The sequence below is a fragment of the Variovorax sp. UC122_21 genome, from assembly GCF_044056785.1.
Taxonomy (GTDB): domain Bacteria; phylum Pseudomonadota; class Gammaproteobacteria; order Burkholderiales; family Burkholderiaceae_C; genus Variovorax.
Genome location: NZ_CP172004.1, coordinates 5,466,538 through 5,479,524 on the forward strand (window position 1 = coordinate 5,466,538; position 12,987 = coordinate 5,479,524).

Sequence of the window (12,987 nt, forward strand, 5' to 3'; positions counted from 1 at the left end):
GAGGAAGTGCCCGCATGAAGACCCGCATCACCGAGCTGCTCGGCATCCGCTACCCGATCGTGCAGGGCGGCATGCAGTGGGTGGGCCGCGCCGAACTGGCCGCGGCCGTCTCCAACGCCGGCGGCCTGGGCATCGTGACCGCGCTCACGCAGCCCACGCCCGACGATCTGCGCCGCGAGGTCGAGCGCACCCGCGCGCTCACCGACAAGCCCTTCGGCGTGAACCTCACCATCCTGCCGGCCGTGAAGCCGCCGCCCTATGCCGAGTACGTGCAGGCGATCATCGACAGCGGCGTGAAGATCGTGGAGACCGCGGGCAACAGCCCGAAGGACTTCATCGAGGCACTCAAGCGCCACGACGTGAAGATCGTCCACAAGTGCACCTCGGTGCGCCACGCGCTGTCGGCCGAGCGCAATGGCGTCGACGCCGTGTCGGTCGACGGCTTCGAGTGCGCGGGCCATCCGGGCGAGGACGACGTGCCGGGCCTGATCCTGCTGCCGATCGCGGCGCGCAAGCTGCGCATTCCCATCATCGCCTCGGGCGGCATCGCCGACGGCCGCGGCATGGCGGCCGCGCTCGCGCTCGGCGCCGAGGGCGTGAACATGGGCACGCGCTTCTGCGTGACCCGGGAAGCGCCGATCCACGACAACATCAAGCAAGCGCTGGTGGATGCGAGCGAGCGCGACACCAAGCTGATGTTCCGCACCATGCGCAACACCGCGCGCGTGTTCCGCAACGCGATCTCCGAAGAAGTGGTGGCCACGGAGAACCGTCCGGGCGGCTGCGAGTTCGAGGAGATCCGCCCGCTGGTGGCAGGCGCGCGCGGCCGCGCCGCGCTGGAGTCGGGCGCGGTGCAGGACGGCGTGGTCTCCGCCGGCCAATGCATCGGGCTGATCGACGACATCCCGACTTGCGCGGAACTGCTGGAGCGCATGGTGCGCGAGTGCCGCGAGCATCTGGACCGGGCGCGGTCCTGGATGGACTGAGTCTTTTCCTGCCCGCATCCCGGCGGCGATCACGCCGACCGGGACCTGCACGCCACGGCCTCTTCGAGGCCTGTGCGCCGTGCATTGCGGAAGCTGCATTTATTGGCGGTTGCCGCGACTTCGTGCCGAGCGGCACGGCAACCCGCCCACTTCTTCCCTAGAGTTGATGCCCCTGTCACTCGCTACCCCAACCGTGGGAGCAAAAAGGCGCAACACACCAATCCACTAACGAGATGTTCGAAGGCTGCTTGCCTCGCGGCAGGTCGTCGGTGCGAAAGCAGCGATGCGGATGCGAGGTATCAAAAGGCGACGGCCGAGGTGTAACGAGCACCCCGGCCGTCTAACCAAGTTCGTGCAACACCTCTAAAGGACCGCACAAAAATGGCTACCAAGACTATAGCCCGGCGTCGCACGCCGGTAGCTTCCGGAGACAACGCCCAAGGCCCGGCGGATCTCCTCGAAAACACCCTCTCCCAACTCGAAGCGCTTCTGTGGGTCTGCCACGGGAAAGACATCGATTGGTGCAGCGGTGATGGGCCTCGACAACTGGACAACCTGATCTGGCTCGCGGCTGGACTTGCGCGTGAGGCGGGGGAGTTGTTTCAGATGAGCGAGAAGGCGCGGCATGGGGCGCTTGAGGCTGGCGGGTAAGGGCTGGTCTGCGGGCTGCGGAGTCGCGGCCCGCTCTGTGAGGACGGGTCCCTTGGAGCGCGATGGCTGAGGCCTTCGTGATGGAAAAGATTCGGTTTGGTAGAGGCTTGAAGGGTTGGTCTCGGTGGCAGCTCCATGCTCCATGCCGATCGTCGACAAACAATGCGAGCAGCCTCCTTGGAAAGATTGCCAACATCCTTTGGCCCTGCGCGAGTAGGTATTCGCGACCAGAGCCAGACATTGCGAGCAGAAGGCAAAATCCGACCATCGAAGCTGACACTGGGGAAGTGATGGAGCTGGCAGCGAATGCGAAGGTCTTGCGATGGTTCCGGGAGTACCGCGCATATTGCAGTATTGGACTGTTGGTCATTGCTGGCTTGATGTTGATGCACCGAGCAGAAATGAGGGCTCCTGCCGAGAAGACCCTTACGGTGCGTGACGCAATGCTGAAGTACGTCGGCCCGATAGAGAAAGCAATCAGCAGGTCTGGCATCAACCATGGAACGACGAAGTTCGACGCCGGTCTGGGCATTGGCGTCGCAAACTACATTGACCACGACGAACTCATGCTGAGACTGCGGCCCGTTCTCTATCTTCCCTTTGCATCGATTCTCAGCGTCACACAAGAGCAAGCGGGCGCCGTTGAAGCCGCCGGCCCCAGATTGCGGATAGGGATTCACTTGGGAGAGGTCGTCACGTTGGAGGGTACTGCTGGACCCGTTCTGTCATATCAGGCATATGTCGGGAAAATCGAGCAACGTCGCGACTTCTGGTTGATGGGGGCCATCGTGGCAGCAGCAGTCGCCCTGGCCATCTATGTTGGGACGTCGCGTGTACGCATGCGCGAGTAGCGACGCAGTCGGCCAGAACCGGTCCTTCGAGCCCTGCATGATGTCGAACTACAGCCACTTATGGGACGGTACCGAGCCAGGCTGGGTACTTTTGCAGGTCCATCGACAGACATCGACCCTCGCGGTGCTGTTTGATGAGCCCGGAGCGACCCTTCAAGAAATCCAGGTACTACGCCGCGTGGTGCCCGAATTCACTGCACTGCCTGCCCAGCAGGCCGTCCTGCAGCTTCGCGGACGTTGGCGCATCGACCTCGGGGAAATGGAGTCTCGGGAAGCCCGAAGGCTGATTAAGAGGCTTCGGGATTGCGGCCTACGCGTGGAAGCGCAAACGCTGGACCGCAGTGGTTACCTGCCGTTCAACGAAGTTTCGAAGATGGCACTGCTCATTGAAGATGAGGTTGAAAGTAGAGCCGTGGCAGCCGAAGCTTTGAGGCAAGGAATCCCGGTTCGACAGGTCGAGAGCTAAGTCACTTCAGAAGGCTTGGCTACTCAAACGACCGGGACGAATGGCTGCTCTGGAGCAAGCCCGAGTTCCGCTTCGGGCCCATTGCAGACCTTTCCGCCAGCGAATACCAGTCATTCAGTTTGATGCAAACCTGTCTTTGAACTGCGTGAAATCTGCTCGGTAGACATAGACGATGTTCGTGCCCACAAACTCGTAGGCGCCTTCCATGTGATGATCGAATGCGATTACCTGACCCGGCTGCTTCCAATTGATGCCCCACAGTTCGTCGCTAGTAGAGCTGCCGAAGAAGATAAATGGCTTGAGGTCAAACTCTGGCCTGAAACCTTCCCATTCCGCCCAGAGCGTCTTCGTAAGGCTGACCATCGAATCTTCGACAGATAGTGGCAGCAAGTAGGAGGCACTCCCATGGTTCTCTCTCACCCCGTCCGCCTCGAGGTAGAGCGCTCGAAGTTCATCGGGAAAGCGAACCCCAAGTTTCGCTTCGGCGTCGGCAATCATGTCTGCGGAAGCCGGGGGGCCGTACCGCCAATCGGGGTAGTGTTCTTTCAGCATGCTTCTAGAGTACCCAAGTTGAGGCGTGAGCCCGCCAAGTGCCTACTTCGGAGCGAAATGAAGCCCGCCATCGAGTGACGGCTTCTGGCCGTGTACGGCTGTCGCGAGTCACCGCTTATTTTGGGGGAAGAACAGGAGCCAACCCGTTCAGCCAAGGCATTTCGTACCAGGTCACGTTGCGTTCAAAAGCGGCGCACTCCTCTGGCGTCAACCACACGCCATGGGCCTCGACGCCGAAGGAGGAGCCGTCTGTCAATTTCACTGCCTTGGCAATTCCGAAGAGGTCGCCTTTCACTAGCAACTCCCGAGGTACGACGGCTGTGACGAACATTTGCTCCTCGACGCCCTCGCATTGACCGACTTCACACAGCACGCATGTGCGAGTACCGTCGCGTCGTTGGACCAACACCAGCTGATAGTCCTGACCTTCAGCGACATCGCTACGCTTCCACATAGTCGCTTCTCCGTGAAAATTCTGAGCCGTCATCGAACGGCCGGTTCTGGCCGTATGCCGCCTCGTTCAGCGAATTTCGATACGGCCATCTGCACAACGTACTACCTCAGCACGCCATTCGGGCTTGTCCATTCCATCGTTGCTCTGGATACCAAAGGTCTCGACTTCGCCAGTTTCCGAAAGTGGGTCGCAGGTCCACCAAGCCGACTCATAGGGCATGTCGCCACGTTCGTGCTCGTATGCGATCGCGACCGGTTCGGAAACTGCGACGGCAATTTGTCGAAGCCATGTAAGGAAATCCAGATTCCACTTTCCGAGGTAGCCCTCCTTTTCGCCATCGCGGAGGTCGGCTTCGTGCAATACAGGACGAGCGTTCTCCGTACGCCAAAGTAGTTCATCAGAATCCGGTGGTGTATGTGTATGCCCGTAGACGTCTTCGAGCAACAAGGCGGACTTCGCGTCGATGAGCAGAAGTTTCTCACTCACCTTCGCAACGCTCAAGGCGTCGTGAAGCGATGCGCAAAGCAAGAGATGCTGCGCAGTCTTTCCGCCGGCGGGAACCGAGAGCAGAACGTCAATTGGCATGAGGTAGATGCATGGGAGGAACGACCGCCTTGGAGCAAATTTTTGAGGGCCCGAATGACTGGTCCTGGCCGGATTCTGCCGTAGCAGGCTCCGGCCGCCCTCAGCGGAGAGCCATCTCACTCCAGAAATCATTCCGGCCAGGCAGACGACACGGTCGCGAGGCCCCACAGAAGGAAACTGGACGATCGCAGTGAGCATTGGGCAATGGACCAAACTCTGCGCTCTAGCCGTCACCGCCCGGTCGACTAGTCGACCGGGCGATTTTCACGCAGGTGCTTTTGCAAGTCCCGCTCGGCCAGAAACGACAGCAGGTCCTCCATCTCCACCCTGGAACTCTGTCGTCGGATGATGTTCAAGCGTCGAATGGCAATGTTTTCGCGCTGGTAGGCATGGAGCTTGTGATGACCATCAACAATGAACTCAGCCCATGCCTTGCAATGCGATATGGTGACAACGACTGGTCGCTCTCCACATTGAATTGCTTGTGCGTGGCGATCTATCGTGGGCCGAGACAAGGCTGCTCGGGGATGAGTGGCAATCATGGCCCCGAAGCCGGGATAGAACTGAGTGACGTCCAATGCCATCTCCGGCCGCACTTCTTGCTCCACAACGTACGAATCGACTGGCACGTCTTCCAGTACGAAGACGTACTGCCCAGGCACCAAGATGGCAGCAACCTCTTGGAAATGCTTCCTCAATGGCTGGTCGTCCGGAACGGGAGTATCCACGGAGCGCCTTAGTCGCGTAAGTGCGTGATTCTGTTGGGACGCGACGGCACGCACGAGATGCTGACCCACGCTTCCTTCGCAATCCGCCCAGTAGGCTGCGACGATCTCATGTGAGATCCGCAACACCGCCTCAAAATCATCTACCCGAACGTCGAGTACTCCACCTGGCGACACCGCCACGACTTCTTCCTCTCGGAGGACTTTGTGGCTCTGCGGATGGAAGATTCCGCTCACACTCTTGCTCATAGGCGGGGTGGCATCTAGATGTAGTTAGGAGGGTCCGGCGCGGATACCGGACTCGATATCGTTTGCTTGGAGTTCTACGCGGCTCAAACTGCCGCCACGACAGGAGGCCTGCCATTGGCCGAGCTGCGGTTCAAGGAGCTTCGCGGCCGAAACAGACGCTTGCCAGGAGTGAAATGCACTGACTTTGCGCGCCTAGCCAACATACCACTGATCGATTCGATATGAGGTCTGCTCGGCGATGTCGACCGTGATGACACCCCACACATGGAGTCGGACCTCAGGCATTGCTGCGACTGGGCTATTCCAGAGCAGCCATTCACATGTCTCGCCTCCAGACTCTGACAATGCTCATCGACTCATCCAACTCGACCCAGAGAAGCGTATTTGGCATGCGGAGGTCCACCGGAAGTTGGACCGCAGGCACATCACGCGGAGCACCGCCGTCGGCAAGTCCATTGCCAGGATGCAACAAGACCCGTATCTGCCCCCTCGCAAGCGAGCCGAAGACAACGGCAGGGACTTTTTTCAGCCAATCGGCTGGGTACTTCTCTTTTTCGATCAATTGGTCCTCCTCGTCCGATGCCAACACTTCGATTTGCACCGTGGCTGCGAAGGTCTGCTTCTGGCCGCATTCTGCGACGGAGCCGAGCCGACTGCCAGCAACCCGTCCGACGCGAACGTTGAGCGCAGTCATACCAAAGTCGACCGCGGTCGAACCACCCACCTCCCCCCGCACTCACCATGCACAGGGCACCGGGTGCTTCCCGCAGCGAAATAAAGGAGGAGGCCGAAGGCCGGGGGACATTCGCGGAGGGAAGCACCCGGTGTCCTGTGCACGCCCCCGGACGCCCCGGGCCCCCGCCCATAGCCGCCAAAAAGCAGAAAACCGCCCCTTCCAGCGCCCCTAAAGCACAAACAACAGCTAAAGGAAACCCCCGATATATCAGTGGACATTGACGCCCCAGAATCGACGCCAGCTCCCCTGTCGAGGTGTACGGATCGCGTCCCGGCGACCGCCCGGTGACATGGCGCCTGCCCCAGCTGCCCGTTTTCTCCGATGACCACTCCTCCTGAGTCCGGCCCCACGCTGGACGCCGCCAGCCCCCTCCCCCCCGACATCGAAGCCGCCGACGAGCCCACCAAGGTGCCCCTGGGCATCGAGGACTGGCTCACCGTGCTCATCATGGGCGCGCTCGCGCTCATCACCTTCGCCAACGTCCTGGTGCGCTACTTCACCGACTCCTCCTTCGCCTGGACCGAGGAGTTCTCCGTGTTCCTGATGATCATGCTGGCGCTGGTCGCCGGCTCGGCCGCGGTCGCGCGCGACCGCCACATCCGCATCGAGTACTTCGCCGAAAGCGGCTCGATGGCCCGGCGCCGCCGGCTGGCGCAGTTCGGCGCGCTGATGATCGCCGCGCTGTTCGGCCTGATCGCCGCGCTCAGCGTGCGCATGGTCTGGGACGACTACCGCTTCGAGGAGACCTCGCCCGGCATCGGCGTGCCGGCCTGGTGGTATTCGATCTGGCTGCCGATCGTGTCGCTGGCCATCGCGCTGCGCGCCATCGGGCTGTTCGTGCGGCGCGGCCGCAAGCACAAGAACAACGACCAGCAGGACGCCGCCGAATGATCGCCACGCTCCTGTTCGTCGCCTTCCTGCTGATGATGCTGGTGGGCGTGCCCATCGGCGCCGCGCTCGGCCTGGCCGGCGCGGCCTGCATCGCGCTCGCCAACACCGACGCCCAATGGTTCGGCCTGCTCGCGGTGCCGCAGAACTTCTATGCCGGCCTCGGCAAGTACCCGCTGCTCGCCATTCCGATGTTCGTGCTGGTCGGCTCGATCTTCGACCGCTCGGGCGTCGCGCTGCGCCTCGTGAACTTCGCCATCGCCATCGTGGGCCGCGGCTCCGGCATGCTGCCGCTGGTGGCGATCGCGGTCGCGATGTTCCTCGGCGGCATCTCGGGCTCGGGCCCGGCCAATGCCGCCGCGGTGGGCGCGGTGATGATCGCCGCGATGTCGCGCGCCGGCTATCCGGCCGCCTACTCGGCCAGCGTGGTCGGCGCCGCCGCGGCCACCGACATCCTGATCCCGCCCTCGGTGGCCTTCATCGTCTACTCGGTGCTGGTGCCCGGCGCCTCGGTGCCGGCGCTGTTCGCCGCCGGCATGGTGCCCGGCGTGCTGGCCGGCCTGGCGCTGATGATTCCGGCCGTGTGGCTGGCGCGCAAGCACAAGATGGGCGCGCTCGAATCCACCCTGCCGCGCCCGCCGTTCTGGAAGAGCTTCCGCGAAGCCACCTGGGGCCTGGCGGCGCCGGTGCTGATCCTCGGCGGCATGCGCGCGGGCTGGTTCACGCCCACCGAGGCGGCCGTGGTCGCCGTGTTCTACGGCCTCTTCGTCGGCATGTGCATCCATCGCACCATCAAGGTCCGCGACCTGTTCGTCATCCTGCGCGAATCGGGCGAGCTCTCGGCGGTGATCCTGCTGGTGGTCTCGCTCGCGGGCATCTTCGCCTACTCGCTGTCCACGCTCGGCGTGATCGATCCGGTGACGCGCGCCATCGTCAACTCGGGCCTGGGCGAATACGGCGTGCTCGCGCTGCTGATCCTGCTGCTCATCACGGTCGGCATGTTCCTCGACGGTGTCTCGATCTTCCTGATCTTCGTGCCGCTCTTGCTGCCGATCGTTCAGTACTACAAGTGGGACCCGGTCTGGTTCGGCGTGATCCTCACGCTCAAGGTCGCGCTCGGCCAGTTCACGCCGCCGCTGGCCGTCAACCTGATGGTGTCGTGCCGCATCGCCAAGGTGCGCATGGAGGAGACCGTGCGCTGGGTCGGCTGGATGCTGTTCTCGATGTTCGTGGTGATGGTGCTGGTGATCGCCTTCCCCGAACTCGCGCTGTGGCTGCCCAGGAAGCTGGGGTATTGAACGCGGACAGCCGAACGCAGAGGACGCGAAGGTTTCGCGAAGGACGCAAAAAAGAAAAAGGATGTTCCTTTCGCGTCCTTCGCGAAACCTTCGCGTTCTTCGCGTCCGGCTGCCCGATTTTTTCAACGAGGAGATAGATCAGATGAAATTCCGCCGCACTCTGCTGGGCCTCGCGATGGCCGCCACCGCTCTAGCATTCACGACCGGCGCCATGGCGCAGGCCGCCTACAAGGCCGAGTACAAGATGTCGCTGGTGCTGGGCCCGCCCACGCCCTGGGGCCAGGCCGGGAAGATCTGGGCCGACCTCGTGAAGGAGCGCACCCAGGGCCGCATCAACATCAAGCTGTACCCGGGCGTGTCGCTGATTCAGGGCGACCAGACGCGCGAGTTCAGCGCGCTGCGCCAGGGCGTGATCGACATGGCCGTGGGCTCGACCATCAACTGGTCGCCGCAGGTCAAGCAGCTCAACCTGTTCTCGATGCCCTTCCTGATGCCCGACTACGCGGCCATCGACGCCCTCACGCAGGGCGAGGTCGGCCAGGAGATCTTCAAGACCCTCGACAAGGCCGGCGTGGTGCCGCTGGCCTGGGGCGAGAACGGCTTCCGCGAGATCACCAACTCGAAGCGCCCGATCAAGTCGCCGGCCGACGTCAAGGGCATGAAGATCCGCGTCGTCGGTTCGCCGATCTACTCCGACATGCTGACCGCGCTGGGCGCCAACCCCACGCAGATGAGCTGGGCCGACGCACAGCCCGCGCTCGCCAGCGGCGCCGTCGACGGCCAGGAGAACCCGCTGTTCCTGTTCACCGTGCTCAAGATGCACACCGTGGGCCAGAAGTTCGTGACCACCTGGGGCTATGTGGCCGACCCGCTGGTGTTCGTGGTCAACAAGGAGATCTGGGCCTCGTGGACGCCGGCCGACCAGGCCATCGTGCGCCAGGCCGCGATCGACGCCGGCAAGGAAGAAATCGTCATCGCACGCAAGGGCCTGGTGGAAGCCGACAAGCCCGTGCTCAAGGACATCGCGGCCATGGGCGTGACGGTCACCAGCCTCACGCCTGCTGAACGCGATGCCTTCGTGAAGGCCACGCGTCCGGTGTACGAGAAGTGGAAGCCGACGGTGGGCGCCGACCTCGTCGCGCGCGCCGAGAAGGCGATCGCGGCGCGCAAGAAGTAAGAGCAAACGCCGCGCGGGTTGGCGCGCCTCAGTTGCGATAGCGGCTGGGGTTCGCGCCCGCCACCTTCTTCATCAGGCGCCGCAGCGCAGTGGCGTCCTGATACCCGACGGCGCCGGCCACCTGGTCGACCGTCATGCGGCTGGATTCGAGCAGCGCCCGCGCGCGCCGCAGCCGCACGCCCTGCAGCAGCGCCTGCGTGCTCTTGCCCGTGGCCTTCATCACGTGGCGCGCGAGCGTGCGCTCCGACATGCAGAACTCGCGCGCCAGCTCGCTCACCGAGGGCGGCGCGGGCAGCGCCGCTTCCACGCGTGCCGCCAGGCGCGCCACCAGGTCGTTGCCGTTGGCCAGCAGCTCGGGAACGATGAACGGCGCCTGCGCCTGGCGCCCGTCGATCAGCAGCAGCCGCGACACCAGATCGGTGAGCGCGCTGCCGCAGCGTTCGCGCAGCAGGTGCAGCATCAGGTCGGTCTGCGCGAAGGCCGCGCCGGCCGTGACCACCGGACCGTCGGCGCAGACCATGCGGTCGACGTCGACCGTGCAATCGGGTGCCATGCGCTTGAGCAGCGCGGCGTACCACCACGAGGTGGTCGCGCGGCGGCCCTGCAGCAGGCCCGCCGCATTGAGCAGGAACACCGCCGAGCACGAGGCCGCGACCTGGCCGCCGGCGCGCGCATGTCGCGCGAGCCCGTCGATGGCGCGCGCGGCGTCCTCGCTCTCGAGGCAGCGGCGGATCTGCTCGGGCGTGTCGAGGCCGAGCCCCGGCACCACCCAGGTCGAGCGGTCGTCGCGCGCGCGGGTCGGCAGGCGCACGGTGTCGATGTGCATGCCCGAGCGCAGCGCAACCATGCCGCCGGCCGGCGAGCACAGCCGCCAGCGCGGCGGCGCCACGCCGGCGCGCGCGGCCACCGAGCGCGCGGCGCCGAGGATGTCGGCCGTGGCGGCCACGCTGGAGGCGAAGGCGCCGGGCAGCACCAGGATCGTGAAGTCGTGCATAGGGGAGCTTTGTCCGATTTAGCCCTGAAACAGTCAAACAGGACACTGCCATTCTGAACGGCCGGTGGGCCCAATACAAGCTTCATCCACCCCGCTCCCCAAGCCACTGCCCACGCCATGACCCACGCACCCGCCACCCGAGCGCTCGACCGCGACGACCCGCTCGACGACTTCTCCTCGCGCGAGATCGAACTCGACGGCGTCGCCAAGAAGGTCTACCTGATGGGCAGTGGCCCCGCCGTGATCGTGATGACCGAGATGCCCGGCATCAGCCCCCAGGTGGCACGCTTCGCGCGCTGGGTGCGCGACGCGGGCTTCACCGTCTACATGCCCTCGCTGTTCGGCCGCGACGGGGCCGTGCCGCAGGCCGAGGAAGGCGCGGCGGTGTTCAAGCGCGCCTGCGTGAGCGCCGAGTTCCGCGCCTTCGCGTCGAACGCCTCGAGCCCCGTCACGCAATGGCTGCGCGCGCTCGCGCGGCTCGCGCACGCCGAATGCGGCGGCGCCGGCGTGGGCGCGATCGGCATGTGCTTCACCGGCAACTTCGCGCTGTCGATGATGCTCGAGCGCGCCGTGCTCGCGCCCGTGGTGTGCCAGCCCTCGCTGCCGCTCGACGACCCGGCCGGCACCAACGTGGCGGCCGACGAGTTGGCCGCCGTGCGCGAGCGGCTGGAACGCGAGGACCTGACGGTGATGGCCTATCGCTTCGACGGCGACAGGTTCTGCAAGGCCGAGCGCTTCGCCGCCTTCTCGCAGGCGCTCGGCGACCGCTTCGTGGCGCGCGTGCTGCCCGACAGCGCGGCCAATCCCGACACGCCGCCCTTCTTCGCCCAAATGGTCGCGAGCCCGCACAGCGTGGTCACCGCGCACCTGATCGACGAGGCCGGGCAGCCGACCATCGCGGCGCGCGACGAGATCCTGGCCTTCTTCGCCAGGCGGCTCCTGGGCTGAAGCTCTGGCAGACTGGCTGCCCGCAGGCGCGCGCTCCGTCGTGCCTGCATGGAGCCCGCATGCCGACGAACACGCCCCCGCTTTCCGACGACACCACCGTCCACACGCTGATCATCGACACCGACCCCGGTGCCGACGACGTGATCGCGCTGCTGCTCGCCATGGCCTCGCCCGAGCGCCTGAAGATCCGGGCGCTGACGACAGTGGCCGGCAACGTGCCGCTCGCCAAGACCTCGCGCAACGCGCGGCTGGCGCGCGAGTGGGGGCAGCGGCCCGACGTTCCTATCTACGGCGGCGCGCAGCGACCGCTGCTGCGCGCACCGATCTACGCGGCCGACATCCACGGCAGCGAGGGCATCACCGGCGTGCAGGTGCACGAGCCCGCGCAGCCGCTGGCCGAAGGGCATGCGGTCGACTACCTGATCGACACCCTGCGCGCCGCGCCCGCGCAAAGCGTGACGCTCGCGATGCTCGGCCCGCAGACCAACCTCGCGCTGGCGCTCGCGCAGGCGCCCGACATCGTGCGCGGCCTGCGCGAGCTGGTGCTCATGGCCGGCGCGCATTTCAACGGCGGCAACATCACGCCGACGGCCGAGTTCAACGTCTTCGCCGATCCGCATGCGGCCGAGATCGTGCTCGAAAGCGGCGTGCCGATCACCATGCTGCCGCTGGACCTCACGCACAAGGTGCTGGCCACCCCCGAGCGCATCGCGCGCCTGCGCGACCTCGGCAACGAGGCGGGCCGGATCGTGGCCGACATCCTCGATGCCTACGTGCGGCACGACATGCAGTACTACGGCCTGCCCGGCGGGCCGGTGCACGACGCGACCGTGATCGGCTACCTGCTGCAGCCTTCGCTGTTCAGCGGCAGACAGGTCAACCTGGCAATCGACAGCCGCGAGGGGCTGGGCTTCGGGCAGACGGTGGTGGACTGGTATGGGGGATTGAAGAAGCCGGCGAACGTGCGCTGGATCGCGGACGGGGATGCGCTGGGGTTCTTCGATTTGCTGACGCAGGGGATCTCGCGCCTGCCTTGAGTGGGCCGGGTCAGCGCTCGAACGCGCGGCTCAGACCGCGGCCCTGGCCTTCAGCCACAGGCCGAATTCCATCATCACGCTGACGACAGGCTTCAGGCGCTCGCCGTCCGGCGTGAGCTGGTACACGACCTTGACCGGCACCGTGGCATGAACGGTTCGCTGCACGAGCCCGGCCTCTTCGAGCGCGCGCAGGTCCAGGGTCAGCGAGCGCTGGGAAATGCCGGGCACGTCGCGGCGCAATTCGTTGAATCGCTTGGGTCCGTCGACGAGATAGGACACCAGCAGCAGTCGCCAGCGGCCGCCCAGGAGGCGCATGGCTTCCTCGACGGAACAACCCGAGACGTTCGATTTCATAGCACGCGATGGAGAAGAAGGCCGCAGGTATATTTT

At 64.8% G+C, this 12,987-nt stretch carries 16 protein-coding genes; 9 read left to right on the forward strand and 7 right to left on the reverse strand.

Features of this window, described 5'->3' with window-relative positions:
- The first annotated feature begins 14 nt into the window (after positions 1-14).
- From ACHMXE_RS38465 to ACHMXE_RS38480, 4 genes are all read left to right on the forward strand, one after another.
- On the forward strand, positions 15-986 hold the full coding sequence (locus ACHMXE_RS38465) for an NAD(P)H-dependent flavin oxidoreductase (RefSeq protein WP_395348931.1): 972 nt from the start codon (positions 15-17) through the stop codon (positions 984-986).
- A gap of 381 nt (positions 987-1,367) precedes the next feature.
- Entirely contained in the window at positions 1,368-1,637 is a 270-nt protein-coding gene (locus ACHMXE_RS38470) for a hypothetical protein (protein WP_395348932.1), read from the forward strand.
- Between the two features lie 290 nt (positions 1,638-1,927).
- A complete protein-coding gene (locus ACHMXE_RS38475) occupies positions 1,928-2,488 on the forward strand; it encodes a hypothetical protein (RefSeq protein ID WP_395348933.1) in 561 nt (186 codons plus the stop codon).
- Positions 2,489-2,525: 37 nt separating this feature from the next.
- Positions 2,526-2,954: a hypothetical protein gene (locus ACHMXE_RS38480; RefSeq protein WP_395348934.1), complete on the forward strand. Its 429-nt coding sequence runs from the start codon at positions 2,526-2,528 to the stop codon at positions 2,952-2,954.
- A gap of 114 nt (positions 2,955-3,068) precedes the next feature.
- Here the strand turns inward: ACHMXE_RS38480 and ACHMXE_RS38485 are convergent, their stop codons facing one another.
- From ACHMXE_RS38485 to ACHMXE_RS38505, 5 genes are all read right to left on the reverse strand, one after another.
- Positions 3,069-3,506 carry an SMI1/KNR4 family protein gene (locus ACHMXE_RS38485; RefSeq protein ID WP_395348935.1) on the reverse strand — a complete coding sequence of 146 codons (438 nt, stop codon included), beginning with the start codon at positions 3,504-3,506 and terminating at the stop codon, positions 3,069-3,071.
- A 115-nt stretch (positions 3,507-3,621) separates the two neighbouring features.
- A complete protein-coding gene (locus ACHMXE_RS38490) occupies positions 3,622-3,993 on the reverse strand; it encodes a hypothetical protein (protein WP_395348936.1) in 372 nt (123 codons plus the stop codon).
- 33 nt (positions 3,994-4,026) lie between these two features.
- Positions 4,027-4,545, reverse strand: a complete 519-nt coding sequence (locus ACHMXE_RS38495) for a hypothetical protein (RefSeq protein ID WP_395348937.1) — start codon at positions 4,543-4,545, stop codon at positions 4,027-4,029.
- Between the two features lie 245 nt (positions 4,546-4,790).
- Complete coding sequence (locus ACHMXE_RS38500) at positions 4,791-5,507, reverse strand: hypothetical protein (protein ID WP_395348938.1); 717 nt, start codon at positions 5,505-5,507, stop codon at positions 4,791-4,793.
- A 328-nt stretch (positions 5,508-5,835) separates the two neighbouring features.
- A complete protein-coding gene (locus ACHMXE_RS38505) occupies positions 5,836-6,213 on the reverse strand; it encodes a hypothetical protein (RefSeq protein ID WP_395348939.1) in 378 nt (125 codons plus the stop codon).
- 363 nt (positions 6,214-6,576) lie between these two features.
- Between ACHMXE_RS38505 and ACHMXE_RS38510 the strand changes: the two genes are divergently transcribed.
- From ACHMXE_RS38510 to ACHMXE_RS38520, 3 genes are all read left to right on the forward strand, one after another.
- Entirely contained in the window at positions 6,577-7,146 is a 570-nt protein-coding gene (locus ACHMXE_RS38510) for a TRAP transporter small permease (protein ID WP_057598344.1), read from the forward strand.
- Positions 7,143-8,441, forward strand: coding sequence for a TRAP transporter large permease (locus tag ACHMXE_RS38515; RefSeq protein ID WP_057590991.1), 1,299 nt, complete (start codon positions 7,143-7,145; stop codon positions 8,439-8,441). The genes ACHMXE_RS38510 and ACHMXE_RS38515 overlap by 4 nt, the downstream gene beginning before the upstream one ends.
- 142 nt (positions 8,442-8,583) lie before the next feature.
- Positions 8,584-9,618, forward strand: a complete 1,035-nt coding sequence (locus ACHMXE_RS38520) for a DctP family TRAP transporter solute-binding subunit (protein WP_395348940.1) — start codon at positions 8,584-8,586, stop codon at positions 9,616-9,618.
- A gap of 28 nt (positions 9,619-9,646) precedes the next feature.
- Here ACHMXE_RS38520 and ACHMXE_RS38525 read toward each other — a convergent pair whose 3' ends face one another.
- Positions 9,647-10,612, reverse strand: coding sequence for a GlxA family transcriptional regulator (locus tag ACHMXE_RS38525; RefSeq protein WP_395348941.1), 966 nt, complete (start codon positions 10,610-10,612; stop codon positions 9,647-9,649).
- A 117-nt stretch (positions 10,613-10,729) separates the two neighbouring features.
- Between ACHMXE_RS38525 and ACHMXE_RS38530 the strand changes: the two genes are divergently transcribed.
- Both ACHMXE_RS38530 and ACHMXE_RS38535 read left to right on the forward strand, forming a co-directional pair.
- Positions 10,730-11,560 carry a dienelactone hydrolase family protein gene (locus ACHMXE_RS38530; RefSeq protein WP_395348942.1) on the forward strand — a complete coding sequence of 277 codons (831 nt, stop codon included), beginning with the start codon at positions 10,730-10,732 and terminating at the stop codon, positions 11,558-11,560.
- 59 nt (positions 11,561-11,619) lie between these two features.
- Positions 11,620-12,597, forward strand: coding sequence for a nucleoside hydrolase (locus ACHMXE_RS38535; RefSeq protein ID WP_395348943.1), 978 nt, complete (start codon positions 11,620-11,622; stop codon positions 12,595-12,597).
- A gap of 30 nt (positions 12,598-12,627) precedes the next feature.
- On the opposite strand, the gene ACHMXE_RS38540 is transcribed toward ACHMXE_RS38535, so the two are convergent.
- A complete protein-coding gene (locus ACHMXE_RS38540) occupies positions 12,628-12,951 on the reverse strand; it encodes a helix-turn-helix domain-containing protein (RefSeq protein WP_057590986.1) in 324 nt (107 codons plus the stop codon).
- Positions 12,952-12,987: the final 36 nt, after the last annotated feature.